Source organism: Acinetobacter baretiae (genome assembly GCF_015627105.1).
Lineage (GTDB): Bacteria > Pseudomonadota > Gammaproteobacteria > Pseudomonadales > Moraxellaceae > Acinetobacter > Acinetobacter baretiae.
In genome coordinates this window covers 1-17,815 of the sequence record NZ_VTDM01000007.1, presented here as the reverse complement: position 1 = coordinate 17,815, position 17,815 = coordinate 1, and the positions used below count along the sequence as shown (strand labels likewise).

Sequence of the window (17,815 nt, the reverse complement as noted above, 5' to 3'; positions counted from 1 at the left end):
TCATTTTTTCTTAATGATGCTTTAGTGTGCATTTAAGATCTGTGTTGAAATACTTGGGTGCTCTGGTAAAAATACAGTTGAAAACGCAATTTTAATGTCTTTTAACACCGCATGATTAATGGCATCAAAACGTACCGTGAGAAACTCTCCTGTGTTTGATGCTCTGATCACGCCAAAACCTTGTTTAAAATCTAATCGAATACCATCAATCTCTGTGAGCTTTGCCTCAGTATTGTTATAACGTCGCTTAAATAATTCAAGTAGCTTGATTGCTGTTGTATCTGTTGTTGCAATATAAGTATCTTCAGTAAAACACCGTTGCGGATAGTCTAAAAACAGTGCCGATAAAGCATGATCAGGCTGTTGCGTCAGATACTCCATTAAACGCAATCCTGCGTATAACCCATCATCATACCCTAAACCTCGACCATCATTAAAAACATAATGCCCAGCATATTCACCACCAAATACTGCATGTTTATTACCTGCAAGATAACGGCGTAAAAATGTACTGCCTGTACGAAGCATCGTTGCAGTTCCACCATAGTGGTGTGCCACATGTTCAATGACATTGGCACACTTTACATCAAAAACAATTTCGTGCTGAGGGTGCTGTTTTAAACACATTTCTGCAAATACACACATCAATTGATCTGGGCTAATCATCGTTGCATTTTCGTCAATCACAACCAAACGATCACCATCTCCATCTAATGCTAAGCCAAGATCGGCGTGGTGTTTTTTTACTGCATCACACAATTGCTGTAAATGCTGTTTTTTAGATGGGTCGGGTGCATGATCTGGGAAGTCACCATTGGCCTCACAACGCAAAGTGATCACTTGACAACCTAAGCTGTGAAGAATAGCTGTGGCATATGGTCCTGCTGCACCATGCATGCCATCTACTACTACTGTTAGTGTTCTTTGCAGGTGAATATCACCTTGTAATTGATCAAGATATGTCTGTGCTGATGGAATTTCAACAGGTCGATCTAACTGAACAGTAGGGAGTGATTGATGATTTAGATACTGCTGTTTTGCCAATTGAGCAATATGTTGTATTTCTGTGGGTGTAGGTGGTGATTTATTGATTAACCATTTAATGCCATGATCTGTTTTAGGATTATGACTTGCTGTCAGCATGATCCCTGAACACATTTTCGTAGACTGCTGTGCCATAAAGTACATATAGGGTGTAGAACAACAGCCCAACTGGGTTACTTTAATCGATGCTTGTGTCAGAATATGTTCGATATATACAGCATAGGTTTTTCCATCATGCCGTGCATCATACCCTAAAACAATATGGTCAATCTGTTGTTGTTTAAGCTGTATAGCAAACGCTCTTGCAATGGCAACAACTACGCTTAAACGTAGATCTGACAAACGCCCACGGATGTCATAGGCTCGAAAAATATGGGTGGGAAAATCTGGTTGTGTTAACCGCATGTTTTGGCTGAACTATTTTAATATCATGCTAAATTGTCATCAATTATGTATCTATTGTAAATATTTTTCTACACAAAATTAAAAATGCATTCATACATCATCAGTGCATCGATACACTGATGATGTTTGTTATTACTGCTGACCTGTATGACCAAAACCACCTGTACCACGTGCAGTTGCCACAAATTCAGTCACTTGCTCAAATTCTGCTTGAACGACAGGTACCAGTACATATTGTGCTAAACGCTCACCTGGCTCTAAAGTAAATGTGGTTTGACCACGATTCCATACAGAAATCATTAATTCGCCTTGATAATCTGAATCAATCAGCCCCACCAAATTGCCCAATACAATGCCATGTTTATGCCCCAACCCTGAACGTGGCAAAACTAATCCTGCAAATTGAGGATCTGCAATGTAAATAGACAAGCCCGTTTTAATTAAAACCGTTTGACCTGCATGTATTGTAATAGCTTCATCAATACATGCACGTAAATCTAACCCTGCAGAGCCTTGTGTTGCATAATTTGGCAATGGCCAAGTTTCACCCAAACGAGGGTCTAAAACTTTTACTTGAACTTTCATTGATGTTTCCTTGTACTCATTAATGTTTATGCTTCAACATACTGCGTAAGTTGTCTAAATATGTTTTGGCCTGTTCTTTAGGGTCGACATGCTGATTCATTTTCTTTTTACGACCCAACCAATGAATATCGTCTTGTGGCAATTCATCTAAAAAGCGACTCGCTGTCATTTGTTTCATTTGCCCACCTGCTTTACGCTGTTCTGCCAAAGTGAGCGTCAACCCTTGTCTTGCACGAGTAATACCCACGTACATTAAACGGCGTTCTTCCTCAATGGTTTCGGCTGCAATCGAATTTTTATGCGGCAATAGCTCTTCTTCTAGACCAATCATATATACATATGGAAATTCAAGACCCTTTGCAGCATGTAAGGTCAATAAATTGACTTTATCTGTGTCTTCTTCTTCTTGTTGTTGCTCTAACAAGTCAAGCAACACCATTTTACGAATAACACTTTCAATGTTCTTATCATCGACATGTTCAGCACGATTTATCAAACTTTGAATACTCGTATAGAGCGTTTCAATATTATCGAGCTTAGTTTTTTCTTGTGCAGGCGTTGCTGCTTGCTCTCGAATGTAATCGATATAACCTGTTTCTGTGATCATTTGTCGAATAATGGGTACAGGGTTATCGTCTTCAAGCAATTCACGGGTATATTTTTGCATAAAGTCAGAAAACTCAAATAAATGTGAGCAAATTTTCTTAGACAATACCATGGTTAAACGTTGATCACCTGCAGCTGCAAGCAATGACAAATGATTTTCTTGCGCAAACAGACCTAATTTTTCTAACGTTACAGGCCCAATTGAGCGTTTTGGCGTATTAATAATGCGTAAAAATGCACTGTCATCTTCTGGATTAATGATTAATCGCAAATAACTCATAATATCTTTAATTTCACTACGTGCAAAAAAAGATGTTCCCCCTGAGAGTTTATACGGTATTTGCAATTGGCGTAATTGCGTTTCTAAAATACGTGCTTGAAAATTTCCACGGTACAAGACGGCATAATCTTTCCAATTTTTCCCATTCATTAATTTATGGGTAATAATATCTTGTGCTACACGTTCTGCTTCATCATCATCATTACGGCACGTAATAATACGAATTTCGTCGCCATGTCCTTTGTCACTCCACAGCTTTTTATCAAAAATATGTGGATTATGACCAATGACATGATTGGCTGCTTTTAAAATACGGCTGGTTGAACGATAATTTTGTTCAAGTTTAATTACATTTAAGTTGGGAAAATCTTGCTTGAGCAGTCCCATATTTTCAGGTTTTGCCCCACGCCACGCATAAATTGATTGGTCATCATCGCCTACGGCGGTAAATTGCCCCATCACGCCAACCAATAATTTAACCAAAATATACTGTGCTGTATTGGTGTCTTGGTATTCATCGACCAACAAGTAGCGTACACGATTTTGCCACTTGTCTCTCACTTCAGCATTTTCTTGTAATAAACGTGTAGGCAATACAATTAAATCATCAAAATCAACTGCATTATAAGCACGTAAGTTTCGTTCATAAAGTTGATACAAGTATGCAAAACGAACATCTTCTTCTGTTTCACACGTTTGATGTGCTTGTTCAGGAATAATCAGATCATTTTTCCAATCAGAGATTTTTTTGATGACTTTAGCAATCAGCTCCTTGCTTTCAGCACCCGATAAATTATCTTGATGCATCAAGTCCATTAAAATACGCTTACAATCATCTGCATCTAAAATTGAAAAGTTATTTTTCAGAGGTAAGTGTTTTATTTCCAAACGCAGTAAATTCAATCCAAACGTATGAAAGGTCGATACCGACAATCCTTTCGCCTCTTCTTTAGACAATAACTTGCCTACACGCTCTTTCATTTCTCGTGCAGCTTTATTCGTAAAAGTCATGGCAGTAATACGATATGCAGGAATACCACACTGTTGTACTAAATGTGCAATTTTTCGGGTAATTACTGACGTTTTGCCTGAGCCCGCACCCGCCAAAACCAATAACGGCCCTTGCGTATACTTCATGGCTTCAAACTGTTTCTCGTTCAGTTGACTTGCTGATGACATGTCTGTTTCCTTCCCCAATTCGAGCATGATTATAGTCATGTCATGGCAATTTTTCTAATCTTTATCCCATGAAGTGTTGAAAAATATAGCGCCTGTAAATCTTACGATAAAATCATCTTTGATTTTATATCGATCAAGATTTGTTATATGTTACAGGTCGTCAAACCCATGTTGTGTATGTCAAAAATACAGTTAACCAAAATCAATCAACCAAAAGAATATTTATACAAAAAAGAGGTAACCCTTTTATACAAAAAAATAAGAGACAAAATATCGCATGCACGATAATTTGAAAGGCAACTTAAGTTAGCCTTAGAGACCACAATGAAACTTGCAGAAGCATTATTAATTCGAAGCGATCAACAAAAAAAGATTTCCTCACTCAAACAACGAATCAATAATAATGTATTGGTACAAGAAGGCAACGAGCCTTCAGAAGATCCTCATCAATTACTGATTGAACTATTCAACCTCATTTCAGAGCAACAAAAATTAATTTATAAGATTAATCTCACCAATGCCAATACCATGGTCGAACACAACACATCACTGCTTGAATTGATTATGCAACGAGATGCGGCTGTTGAACGCCATAAAGTATTAATGTCAACAATAGAACATGCTCACAGAGAACCTGATCGCTACAGCTCAAGAGAAATTAAATGGAATAAAACCGTTATTGTTTCAAATCTTCAAAAACAAGGCGATGACATTGCAAGCAAAATTAGAGATCTCAATATACATATTCAAGCAACCAATTGGAACATTGAGCTCATTAATGATATAAAAGAAGCTTAAGCATCTGCTTAACTTGATTGAGTATACTGTGCGAGCACAAGATCCTTTACCACACAATACAGGATTGAAAAATTGTATAGTGTTTCTGAAGGCAAAGGGGCATGCCATTTTTTCACAAAATAGCCCAAAACACCTGACCTTTTAAACCTTTGTACGCAAAGTTACATATTACCCATAACTACCATGTGCTGGCAGTATACTCACTCATCATTACATACCTATACTCATAACCCACAACAAGAATTTCTGTTTAGCTACTGTGGTTCGCTTTGCTATGATTTAAATTCATCCATACTCATCATTAATAGCACAGTAAAAAAGGCAACAGTATGTACTGTTGCCTCATATATTTGACCGACTATTTATTCGTGCATAGTACACGTCATACACTTAGACCATTACCAAATATCTGTATTAATCTTTTTCTTTAATTCAGGATGATCATCTAGCTTAAAGACTGGGTCTTTAATGCCTGCTTTTTGCTGTTTGCGATAATCTTTAAGAATAATTAGTAAAAATGGCATGAGTAATAAAATTGCAGCAAGATTTAAAGTCGCCATAATTCCCATCGATAAATCAGCCATGTTCCACACCAATGGTACACTGGTCACAGTGCCAAAATAGACCATAAACATCACTAATATTCTAAAAACAAACATGACTTTTGGACTGTTTTTAATAAACTGTACATTACTTTCAGCATAGGCATAATTACCTAAAATAGACGAATAACAGAATAAAAATAGTAATATGGCCAGTAAATCACCACCCCAAGGGCCAATTTGACGCTCAAGTGCACGTTGAGTTAATTCAACACCCACATACCCTGTTTCTGTATATGCACCTGAAATTAATATAATCATCGCTGTACACGTACAAATTACAAAGGTATCAACAAATACACCCAGCATTTGAACTAAACCTTGGTTTACAGGATGGCTAACATCTGAAGCGGCGGCTGCGTTAGGTGCAGAGCCCATGCCTGCTTCATTTGAAAATAAACCACGTTTTACACCCTGCATGAGTGCCATAGAAACCATAGAGCCAAAGAAGCCCCCAGCCGCTGCATCAAACTGAAATGCTTTTGTAAAAATAAGACCAAAAATATGGGGTACTTGATCTAAATTCATAACAATAATATACAGTGTAACCGCTAAATATAAACCTGCTTTTACAGGAACAAAAACCTCAGCCAGCTTTGCAATACGGTGAATACCACCAAAAATAGCCAGTCCTGTTAAAGCGACCAATGCCAATCCAACCCAAGATAAACTCACCCCAATCACAGGTACATGAAGTTGATATTGATCCCAGCCCCATGCATGTGATGACGCACTTGCCATCGCATTGGCTTGTACAGAGTTAAATACAAATCCGTAAGCCAAAATTAAAGACAGTGCAAATACCACTCCAAAGGTCTTACTTTTTAAACCCAAAGTAATATAGTAAGCAGGCCCACCACGAAAACGCTGATTATTTGCATCACGGATTTTAAATAGCTGTGCTAAAGAAGATTCAACAAATGCTGAACTCATACCAACAATTGCTGTAACCCACATCCAAAATACTGCTCCTGGCCCCCCTATCGCAATTGCGATGGCCACACCACCAATATTTCCCACACCTACACGACTCGCTAAACCTGTTACAAATGCTTGAAATGCAGTCAGGCCATGCTCTTGCTGTGGTTGACGAGAGCTTTTCATGACACGAATGCTTTCAAAAAACATACGTAACTGTACACCACCTGTAACCAGTGTATAAATAATTCCTACAGCCAATAGAAAAATGACTAAAAAGTCCCATAAAGGATCATTTAAATGAGTAATCCACCCCATGAGCAAGTTATTCAGTTCCTGATTCATTCAGATATTTATCCTTGTATAAAAGTGATGCGAAGTGCGCAAAGGCGATACCAACGACAGCTGAAATCTTTTTAAACATCCCTTTATTGCGCCATAATGAGACATACTGCGAATCTCAAATACTCAATTGCACTACAGCACGTAGCATAAAAGCCTGTGTGCTCTATTTTAAAACCATACATTTTACATTGTGCACTGAAAAATAGCTTAAATTTTAAAACAGGCAATTATACGCATTCAAACCTTTAAACCAAGTTTTATTTGGCCACAGCCATCACCAACCCTAAAAATTCGGCAAATATGCCAAAGAGTTGACCCGCTCCAACATAAATCTCTTCACATATTCATCATAAACTCAGTATGCTAACCTTTCTTGATGAGCATCTTATGAGCACTATATGAATACACCATCTGACCATCTAGGCACTGACGCATTAGTTCATGCTGTTGACCACACCATCACTACAAGACACTCTGTACGCGCATTTTTAAAACATCGTGATGTTCCTCGTTGCATCATTGAAGATATTTTATCTGTTGCATGTCGTGCTCCATCAGGTACCAATACACAACCTTGGAAAGTATATGTTGTATCGGGACACGCTCGCGAACGTATTGTACAACGTGTATGTGAAGCACAGCATGCCATAAATAAAGGCGATATCGATGCCTCAACCTATCAAGAAAATTTTAAATACTATCCAGAGCAATGGATTTCACCATACATAGATCGACGTAGACAAAATGGTTGGGCACTTTATGGTGCACTAAACATTCAACAAGGTGAAAAAGAAAAAATGGCAGCACAACAATTACGCAACTTTAAATTTTTTGATGCGCCTGTTGGACTATTTTTTACTGTAGATCAAGTGATGGGCATTGGGGCAAAAATGGATATTGCCATGATGATGCAAAATATTATGTTAGCAAGTAAAGCACGAGGTTTAGATACTTGCCCTCAAGCAGCATGGAACCACTTCCATACTCTTGTTTTAGACGAGATCAATGCCCCTAAAAATGAAGTCTTAGTCTGTGCAATGGCGTTAGGCTATGCCGACCCCGATGCTGTTGTGAACCAACTGCAAACCCCACGTGAAAATCTCACGACATTTAGCCAATTTTTAGATTAAACTAAATGTGATTTGGGGATGTACCTTAAAGCCATGGTAAAGGAAGTTATCAGTTGAATTTTGGATTACGACGTATTCATCAAATTACTTACAATTCGTCATTAATTTATAATTTTCGAATGGCGATTGCTTTTTTAGGTACAGCATTTATTCCGTATTTTCTTCATTTTCAACTGGCCACTATTCCACTAACTTTAGGCGTTGTGGCCGCAGGTCTAAGTGATATCGATGACCGTTTTACTGTGCGCTTAATGAATCAACTCTATACTTATTTAGGTTTTTTTATTGCTGCAAGTGCCATACAACTGTTATTTCCTTACCCTGTAATTTTCGCAATTAGCTTACTCTTTGCATGTATTGGCTGGATTCTACTCGGTTCACTCGGCCGTAGATATGCAACCATTGCCTATGGTTGTTTGGTGGTATCTGTATACAGTATGCTCGGTGTACATTTGTTTGATGCATGGTACATACAGCCTCTTTTATTGGTTGCAGGTGCTGCGTGGTATGGACTCATTTCCACCATTATCTATTTACTCTTTCCAATACGGCCTGTACAAGATACTTTGGCCTCGTGCTACACCGCGCTCAGTGAGTTTTTGTCAGCCAAAGCAAATCTATTTGATGTAGATATGACCGCTCAAAGCTACAGACAAAGCTGGATTATCTTATCTAAAAAAAATAGCCAACTCATACAATTATTTAATGAAATGAAAGTGGCTTTACTGACCCGTTTAAAAGGTGATCGAGGACGAAAAAGTACACGGCGTAGTTTACAATATTATTTTGTTGCTCAAGATATTCACGAACGTGCAGACTCTGCCCATATCGATTACCAGCTACTCGCCACACACTTTAAACACAGCGATATTGTCTTTCGCTTTCAGCGTTTACTCGCCCTACAAGCCACTGCATGTCATCAATTAAGTCAAAATTTGCATAAAAATACGCAATACATACACGATACTCGTTTTAAAATTATTTTTGAAAACCTTTATACATCTTTGCACCGCTTACATCTCGACTATCCCAACGACCCCATTTGGATTAATGCTTTTAAATCGCTTTACAAAAATTTAAAATCGATTGATAGTCAACTTCGAAATTTAGAAACAGAACAATCAATCACGACTCAAGAAATGCAAAAAGAAAGTCTATTAAAAGATGACGACCTAAAAGGATGGTCTGATATTTTATCGAGAGTGAAGCAAAATTTTACTCCTGAGTCTGTTTTATTTCGTCATGCCATACGTGTATCGCTCGTGTTGTTTTGCTCTTATCTATTTATTCAAGCCACCAATATCCATTATGGGTTTTGGGTGCTCCTTACCGCCTTATTTGTCAGCCAACCTAATTTTAACGCAACAAAAAGAAGGTTGAGATTACGCATTAGCGGTACAATATTTGGGGTTATTGTTGGTTCAGCCATCTTATACTTTGTACCGAGTACAGAAGGGCAACTCCTTATTTTAGTCATCAGTGGTATTTTATTTTTTGAACTTCGTAGCCAACAATACGCTCAGGCAACAGCTTTTATTACTATTTTGGCATTAATCAATTTTAACTTAGACAGTGGCCTCGGATACCAAGCTGCTTGGCCTCGCATACTTGACACACTCATTGGTTGTTTCTTTGCTTGGCTTGGCGTGTCATTTATTTTTCCCGACTGGAAATTCAGACACCTTCCGCAAAATATTCAAAAAGCATTCACCACACAGTGCCAATACTTAGCAGAAATTATCACTCAGTATCATGAAGGTAAAAATGACCATCTAGATTATAGAGTCATTCGACGTGCCGCACACAATAATGACGCAGAGTTGGCCTCGGTTATTTCAACATTGGCCACTGAACCTGATTACGATCCACAAAAAAAAGAACTTGCTTTTGATTTACTGTGTTTAAATCATACTTTTTTAAGCTATATTGCAGCACTTGGGGCACATCGTGCTCAAATTACAGACCCAGATATTTTAGCGCTACTCAATCGTGCTTTAGATGATGTACAAGGTGTGCTAATACATGATGAAGCACCTGACTTAAATGCACACAATATGTTGCAAAACATTCGAGATCGCTTGCTTAAACAACAAAATGACGATGATTTAACGCTCATTATTTTACAGCAGTTATCACTCATGTTTGGTCTTTTAGATCAACTTCGGACACTAAAACAAAATTTGAGTTACCAACAAGATGAAAGTAACCATTTTGAGCCTGTCTAAACATCAATAAATTGCTGTAATATACTCACGACCACACCGTTTAATGATACACTTTTTGAAAATTAACTCTTTATAACTATTGAACTATGAACACGAAAAACGTATATGCATATACTTTACAGCCTGTAAGTTATGAAGTATCTGAAGCAGAACAACGCCACGCACAACTCACCATTTGGCGTAGTACCAATAACATCGGTACCAAAGCATGGGCTATTATGGGAGCAGTCGTGCTTCTTGCCATTTTAGGGATTGTGTTAATTAAAAATTACTCAACTATATTTTGTTGGGTGGCTTTAGCCTGTGTAGCAATCTATGTACTGATTCGCAAGTTTGCCTTAGAATGGTACGTTAAACGTAAAATGAATGAAGTTCCTGCTGAAAATATTCAAGGCATTCGTCTAGGAGTTCAACCGACAGGGCTTGTTATGCGCCAAAAAGTAGGCGCACAAGAAGGTGTTGCATCGATTGCATGGAAAGACGTGTATGAATGGTACGATACTGCTGAATTTTTACTGTTAAGTTTTAAAGTTAAAGGACAACAAGGGGCATATATTTTACCAAAACGTATGGACAGCAAAAACTTCCCATTTGCAACCATTCGTAAACACCTCAAACTTTCTGTGGGTGATGCAAAAAAAATATAGTCCTTTTATGAGCCCCTTTAATAGGGGTTCTCTTTCAAAACAGCAATATCCATTCTAAATGATAATAAATATTACTTGTAAAATAATAACATTTAAAAACAATTATTAGATATAATCGGCTAACTTTTTGGTTCCTTTGTTAGTTTTATCACCATGCTTAAAAAGACTCTCTTCCAACTCCACTGGTTTCTTGGAATCACAGCTGGACTCATTTTATCTTTAATGGGCGTTACAGGTGCCATTTATTCTTATGATCAACAAATTTTAAAATGGATCAATCAAGATAGCTATACCGTACAAGTACCTGCACAACAAGTAAAACTTACCCCAAGTCAGTTATATCAAACATTAGTCAGTAAAGACCCCTCACTTGAAATTAACAGTATTACTGTAGTAAATGAGGCAGATGCATCTTCGATTATCAATATAAAAAAAGAAGGAGAACGTCGTGGTCTAAACTTAATGGTCAATCCTTACGATGCCAGCATTTTACCGAGCATTAAAGGTCGAGAGTTTTTACAATTTATACAGCAACTCCACCGAAACTTAACCTTTGGTCCAATCGGGAAACAAATTACAGCAGCATGTACCCTCATGCTCATTTACTTTGTACTTAGTGGCTTATATCTCAGATGGCCTAAAAAGCATTCGTTAAAGCAATGGTTTGCTATTAAACCCAAATTAAAAGGAAGAAATTTTATTTGGGACTTACACGCTGTCGTCGGTACTTGGGTGGTTTTATTTTATCTCGTATTTGCTGTGACTGGCTTATATTGGTCTTATGATTGGTGGCGTGATGGAATGTTCAAAGTACTTGGTGTAGAAAGACCACAGCAAATGCAAGCACCAGCAGTTGGCTTAAAACCTGAAAATGCACAAGGCCAAAATCGCACATTTAATGGTGAAAAAGCCAATGAAACACAAGGCCAAAATCGTACACCTCGTGGTGAAAAACCTGAACAAACAGCGAATAAAGCAGTTATGACTGCTCCTCAAATTGAATCTGCACTCTCACAAACATGGCAAGGATTTAACCAACAATATAAAAATGGTTACTCAAGCATTACTTTCAATGTGCCAAAAATCAATAATGGAAAAATAGAGTTTAGTTTTGTAGATGCAGATATACCGCATGAAAGAGCACGAAATAGTGCCAGTTACAATTATACGACCGATCGCATAGACAATTTAAAGCTATACAGTGATAAAAAGCTGAACGACAAAATTATGTCGAGCATGTTACCTGTACACAGAGGTAGCTTTTTTGGCCCTGTTTGGCAATTTATTGCCATGCTTGCCTCCCTTGCGATGCCATTATTTTTCATTACAGGGATAATGCTATATCTTAAACGAAGAAAGCAAAAAAAATTGACCCAACTTGCAAAAACACATACTTCAACAATGATACCTTCAAATCAAGACAATACTCCTGCATGGCTGATCATTTACGCATCGCAAACTGGCGTTTCTGAACAATTAGCATGGCGTACGGCAACAAGCCTACAAGAAGCGAAACAGACTACAAATGTCAAATCTATACAACATGTCACTCTTGATGATTTAAAAAATCATAACCAAATTTTATATGTTGTCAGTACTTACGGTACAGGAGATGCGCCGGATGTTGCTGTCTCATTTAGTAAAAAAATCATGAGCCAAACACTCGATTTATCACATGTCAAATCTGCCATACTTGCTTTAGGTTCAAAAGAATACTTTGAAACTTATTGTAGTTTTGGCCATCAGATCGCTGATTGGCTCAACCACTCAGGAGCCACACAGCTTTTTTCGACCATCGAAGTCGATGATGGTTGTCTTGAAGATATCGAAAAGTGGAATCAACAATTGGCAAAAATAACCCAATTTGATTTACAAAGTATTCAGTTAACAGAAAAAACGTTTGACCTATGGACCTTAAATCAACGAAAGTTATTAAATCCAAAGAGTTTAGGTCAGCCTGCCTATCACCTAGAATTAACAACACAGGCAGACATTACATGGCAAGCGGGTGATATTGCTGTAATTCAACCCATGAATAGCGATCATCGCATTTCCGCGTTTATAGACCAACATAAACTAGGTACGTTAAACACCGAACAAAGATTGGCTTTAAAAAATAAAGACCTCACAAACACTCCAGTGAACAATGATTTTGAGCAGTTAATTACAGCACTCAAACCCTTACCATCTAGAGAATACTCTATTGCCAGTATACCTAAACAGCAGCATTTACAATTAGTCGTGCGACTCGCTCAAGCTCAAAATGGCGAATACGGCTTAGGCTCAGGATGGCTATGCCAATATGCTCAACTACATGAACATATTGAATTACGCATACGCACGAATGAAGCCTTTCATCTCATCGATGATAACCGTCCAGTCTTAATGATTGGTAATGGTACAGGGATTGCTGGACTTCTGAGTTTATTACAGCAACGCCAAGATTTAGGCTACACCGAAAATTGGTTAATTTGGGGTGAACGTCAAAAAACTTGTGACCACTTTTACCAACAACAGCTTGAAAATTGGCAAAAATCAGGTTTACTTACACATCTAGACTTAGTTTTTTCAAGAGATCAGGCAGACTGTAAATATGTGCAAGATCAGCTCATACATTCAGCAGATCTTGTACAAAAATGGGTTGAACAAGGTGCAGTCATTTACGTTTGCGGTAGTGTACATGGCATGGCGACAGGCGTCGATCAAGCACTCAAAGAGATTTTAGGTGAGACACTTCTTGATGAATTAAGAGAACACGGCCGATACCGTAGAGACGTGTACTAAATTAGCATCGAATAAAGCCGAGCACTTATTCGGCTTTATTCTACGTTTACAATCACCTGCAATCCGCTTACACCTGTGTTAAATCATAGATAAAAATGAGTCATGGTGACTGTCTTGAACCGTACTCAGAAGTAAATTTTTTAATCTTTAGTGACATCTCAGTGAAATTCACTTATACAAATCACAAAGAGCAATACTTAAGTCTATTCGGTTCAAATAGTTAATACTGAATAAAAAAAGCCCGTTCACTTTCTTTAAAAAAGAAAACGAACAGGCTTTATCATTGAATAAAAAGGTCTTATTTCACTTAAATTTTAGTGACAGGTGCTGGCTCGAGCTTCCAATAGTCAACCTCTAAACTTGCATTACCACTAAATGTCAACACAGGATCACTTGTCGGGAAATAACGCGATGTGAGCGTCCCTAGACCATCATTCACAAAAATTTCAACACTTGATCGGTCTAATAAAATTTGTAGTTTTTCTACTGTTTGATCCCAATAACGCACCTCATCCGCTTCACCGCTCAAAGACTTACGTGTAAGTGTAATTCCTTGTTCATCACAGTTTAACCAAAGTGTATTTGAAATATTCAGCTCAAAACTTCCCTGAGTCGAAACAATCAGCTCAGCACTTGATACATCAAATGTCGGAAGCGTACTCGCCTCTCCTTTAACATGTTGATGTTCAGATCTCAGCTCTTGTAACTCGGCCACAGGTAATTGATATAGTTTTCCTTCTTTTATACTCAACTCACGTGGACAACTCATCATGTGAATCCACCCCGATGCTAGAGTTGGTTGCGAAAACTCATCTTGATCTGGAACCCCCATCCATCCTACAAGTAATCTACGACCATCTTCGGCCAAAGTCGTTTGTGGTGCATAAAACTCATGTCCATGATCAAGCTCTAAAAATGCACTATGTGGATAGTCGCCAGTGGTATAGTCAAGTTGCCCAAGTAAATATCCACATTGATACATGTTTAAATAACGTCGCTCTTGCGCGGTTACACCTTGTGGGCAACTGATTAAAACATCATGACCATCTAATCTAAATAAATCAGGACACTCCCACATGTAGCCAAATGGTCCTGTTTTCTTAAACTCACTGCCAGCTATTTCACCTTTTAATGTCCAGTTTTCTAAATCTGGGGACTCTAAAAGCAAAACTTTCCCTTGTAATTTCAAATCTTGTGCAGCAAGCACCATGTACCACAAATCATTTTCTTTCCACACTTTCGGGTCACGAATATGTCCTGTGTATCCCTCTAACTGACCAATAACAGGTTGCTTTTTAAACTCTCCATGGCTGTCTTGTCTAGCAATACATTGCCATGCTGTTCTGTCTGCTTCAGTTTCACCGAGCATGACATTGCCTGTATAAATTAAAACCAGTTGTCCATCATCATTTACAGCCGACCCTGAAAAACAGCCATCTTTATCAAACTCTTCTGTTGGCAAAAGAGCAACAGGTTCATGCTGCCAATTCACCAAATCCTTTGAGCTCCAATGCCCCCAAAATTTATTACTATGATCACAAGCTAATGGGTTCCACTGATAAAATAAGTGATACTGACCTTTAAACTGAATAAAGCCATTAGGATCATTGAGCAAACCTGCAACAGGAGATAAATGCCACGTTGGGCGATATTTATCGTTTGAATGACTTGAGTAATTATTCATTACTGCATGTAATGTTTGCTTAAGAAGCTGTGTCTCTTTCATCATTAACTCTCTTTATCGTATTTAAATGCTAAAGAAATAAAAAATGCGATACCGAATGAAATCGCTAAGCCAATCAACTGATTCACCAAAGAAGAAGCCTGTATAATTGCTAGACCGGGTATTCCTGTTAGGCCAACCCCTGTAGCATATACTTTGTTGTATACAACCCATGCACCACCTGCTGCACCACCTGCCATACCAGCAACAAAAGGTTTAACAAAGCGTAAATTCACACCAAATACAGCAGCTTCTACAGAGCCGATCATTGCTGAAAATGTCGCAGGAATTGCGATTTTTCTTATTTTATGATTACGTGTTCTAAACCAAACAGCTAAACATGCACCACCTTGTGCTACATTTGCCATTGACCAAATTGGCAGTAAATAATTCACACCAATATGTGGATTACTTAACAGCCCAGCTTCAATAGCATGGAAACTATTTTGGATACCAGTCATTGCAATCACTGAATACAGTCCGCCAAATAACATTCCGGCAAACCAACCTGTGTGGTCAATTAAGGTAGTTAAAGAAAAGGCAATTCCATCACCTAACATTCGACCTGCAGGGCCAATTAAAAGTATAGAAACAAAACCAGATATAATTAATGTAATAACAGGTACAAAAATGACTTCTACCATTTCTGGTACAATGCGCTTTAAAAATTTTTCCAAATAACTCATGAACCATACAGTCAGAAGAATTGGAAAAACGGTTCCTTGATAGCCAATCATGGCCACTTGAAAGCCATATAAGTCGAGTGTCTGATAATGGTGGCCAACCCCTCCCCAAATATTTGCTAAACTTGGATGAACTAAAATCCCACCAAGAGTTGCACCAATATATGGATTACCACCAAATACTTTCGCAGCATTAAAACCAATTAAAACAGGTAAAATAATAAATGCAGCAGAACTAAACATTCCTAGCAAGATATAAATTGGATGGCTTGTACTTAGCCAACCATAATTTTTTATCAAGCTCAAAAGCCCCATTAACAGGCCAGATGCGATAATTGCTGGAATGAGTGGAATAAATATTTTAGATAAGGTATTGGCTATGCGTTTAAAATAGCCCAAATTTTTTGTTGATTCTCTTGACGCTGATTGCTTATTGGAAACTTCGTTGATTTGCGTATAGTTAATAAATTCATCATATACATCATTAATTATACTGCTACTAAAGGCAACTTGTACCTGCCCCGATTTACGAAAACTTGCCTTAACCCCTTTAATTTCATCAATCGCATTCAAATCTAATAGAGTATCATCTTCAAGTACTACTCTTAGTCGGGTTGCACAATGGATTGCCGAATGAATATTATCCTTGCCTCCCATAAGTGGGACTAATTGTCGTACGATTGTCTTGACATCCATCTCTTGCACCAAAGGTAATTAATTTATTAATACTATTACAAGTCATATTTCATTAAAAAAATTCTTGAATAGCTACAAAATGTAGAATTAAATAACCATCTCTCGATGATCCTTTTATAATCTATACGAAATATTAGTGACGATCTTCCTCATGTATTTATTAGACAACATCTTCAACACACCTACATCAATGTAAAATGATTAAAGATAACTATTTAACTTTATAGGCAAAATTAAATTTAACAATAGTATGACGCTAAAAAACTACAAAACAAACACGATAAAAATCCAGTCATGGTTTAATCATATCACTGTACAAAAGCATAAATTAAAATAATAACAAACAAAAACAATATCTTATAATCACACAATTCTTTTTATTTTATTTTTTGATTTCAAAAAATCTATTAATCATTGACTTATAATGTCATTTGTTTTTATGTAACAATATCTTATAAGCACTCATTTCTTGTCATTTATTCAGCATTTAAACCACTATTGATTAAAAATATTAATTAGAAAAAATCACATTGTTATAGACTCCTGATCCAAACAAAGCGGTTCTTATGGTTGACTTCCCCCCCTAATTTTATTTAAAAAGTTTAAATCAACTCATATTTTTTATATGTCTATCAAAAATGTATTCTTCTTTACTGTCTGATATGGCAAACAGATTGGTTCAAAAATAAAATAAGATTCAAATTAAATCGTTTTATAAAATAATAAATAGATCAATCGAATTACTTGCTTTTATATCACCCAACACATGTCTAATATTTTAATGAAAAAACAATCAGGGTATTGCACAGCATTATGTTTAGATTTTTTTAAGCAAAATAAGCGAAAATAGATTAACAGTGATATTGTTAGGAGGAAGAATGAGTCATTATTTAGATTTGATAATATCAGTAAGATTAATTTTGAGGAAAAATAGATCTGATCAAGAGTTGGTTTTTATAATAGATATGGTGGGCGCTGACGGGATCGAACCGCCGACATTCTGCTTGTAAGGCAGACGCTCTACCAACTGAGCTAAGCGCCCTTTAAATCACAAGATTTAAAGTGTAAGTCTAAAATGGCGCAGCGGACGGGACTCGAACCCGCGACCCTCGGCGTGACAGGCCGATATTCTAACCAACTGAACTACCGCTGCATCTGACATTAC

At 37.4% G+C, this 17,815-nt stretch carries 11 protein-coding genes and 2 tRNA genes; 5 read left to right on the top strand and 8 right to left on the bottom strand.

From position 1 onward, the window contains the following. Positions 1 to 21 precede the first annotated feature (21 nt). From I2F17_RS03000 to rep, 3 genes are all read right to left on the bottom strand, one after another. Positions 22 to 1,449 (bottom strand): phosphomannomutase/phosphoglucomutase, encoded by a 1,428-nt coding sequence (locus tag I2F17_RS03000; protein WP_211139062.1) that lies wholly within the window; start codon positions 1,447 to 1,449, stop codon positions 22 to 24. A gap of 132 nt (positions 1,450 to 1,581) precedes the next feature. Further along, positions 1,582 to 2,034 (bottom strand): dUTP diphosphatase, encoded by a 453-nt coding sequence (dut, locus tag I2F17_RS02995; RefSeq protein WP_196423398.1) that lies wholly within the window; start codon positions 2,032 to 2,034, stop codon positions 1,582 to 1,584. A gap of 19 nt (positions 2,035 to 2,053) precedes the next feature. After that, positions 2,054 to 4,099 carry a DNA helicase Rep gene (rep, locus tag I2F17_RS02990; protein WP_196423397.1) on the bottom strand — a complete coding sequence of 682 codons (2,046 nt, stop codon included), beginning with the start codon at positions 4,097 to 4,099 and terminating at the stop codon, positions 2,054 to 2,056. Between the two features lie 324 nt (positions 4,100 to 4,423). Between rep and I2F17_RS02985 the strand changes: the two genes are divergently transcribed. Next, positions 4,424 to 4,897 carry a DIP1984 family protein gene (locus I2F17_RS02985; RefSeq protein ID WP_211139061.1) on the top strand — a complete coding sequence of 158 codons (474 nt, stop codon included), beginning with the start codon at positions 4,424 to 4,426 and terminating at the stop codon, positions 4,895 to 4,897. 398 nt (positions 4,898 to 5,295) lie between these two features. On the opposite strand, the gene I2F17_RS02980 is transcribed toward I2F17_RS02985, so the two are convergent. Beyond that, a complete protein-coding gene (locus I2F17_RS02980) occupies positions 5,296 to 6,762 on the bottom strand; it encodes an alanine/glycine:cation symporter family protein (RefSeq protein ID WP_196423395.1) in 1,467 nt (488 codons plus the stop codon). Between the two features lie 398 nt (positions 6,763 to 7,160). On the opposite strand from I2F17_RS02980, the gene I2F17_RS02975 reads away from it, so the two are divergent. The 4 genes from I2F17_RS02975 (at position 7,161) to I2F17_RS02960 (ending at position 13,548) form a co-directional block, all read left to right on the top strand. Further along, positions 7,161 to 7,892, top strand: a complete 732-nt coding sequence (locus I2F17_RS02975; protein ID WP_211139060.1) for a nitroreductase — start codon at positions 7,161 to 7,163, stop codon at positions 7,890 to 7,892. A gap of 53 nt (positions 7,893 to 7,945) precedes the next feature. Continuing rightward, positions 7,946 to 10,117: a YccS family putative transporter gene (gene yccS / locus I2F17_RS02970; protein ID WP_211139059.1), complete on the top strand. Its 2,172-nt coding sequence runs from the start codon at positions 7,946 to 7,948 to the stop codon at positions 10,115 to 10,117. 86 nt (positions 10,118 to 10,203) lie between these two features. Beyond that, a complete protein-coding gene (locus tag I2F17_RS02965) occupies positions 10,204 to 10,764 on the top strand; it encodes a YcxB family protein (protein WP_196423392.1) in 561 nt (186 codons plus the stop codon). Between the two features lie 153 nt (positions 10,765 to 10,917). Next, positions 10,918 to 13,548: a PepSY domain-containing protein gene (locus tag I2F17_RS02960; protein WP_211139058.1), complete on the top strand. Its 2,631-nt coding sequence runs from the start codon at positions 10,918 to 10,920 to the stop codon at positions 13,546 to 13,548. Positions 13,549 to 13,855: 307 nt separating this feature from the next. Here I2F17_RS02960 and I2F17_RS02955 read toward each other — a convergent pair whose 3' ends face one another. From I2F17_RS02955 to I2F17_RS02940, 4 genes are all read right to left on the bottom strand, one after another. Next, a complete protein-coding gene (locus tag I2F17_RS02955; RefSeq protein WP_211139057.1) occupies positions 13,856 to 15,277 on the bottom strand; it encodes a sucrose-6-phosphate hydrolase in 1,422 nt (473 codons plus the stop codon). Next, entirely contained in the window at positions 15,277 to 16,650 is a 1,374-nt protein-coding gene (locus tag I2F17_RS02950; protein WP_196423390.1) for a PTS transporter subunit EIIC, read from the bottom strand. Before I2F17_RS02950 ends, I2F17_RS02955 begins: the two co-directional genes overlap by 1 nt. A 966-nt stretch (positions 16,651 to 17,616) precedes the next feature. After that, positions 17,617 to 17,692 (bottom strand) — tRNA-Val (locus I2F17_RS02945). Between the two features lie 34 nt (positions 17,693 to 17,726). Beyond that, a tRNA-Asp gene (locus I2F17_RS02940) sits at positions 17,727 to 17,803 on the bottom strand. Positions 17,804 to 17,815: the final 12 nt, after the last annotated feature.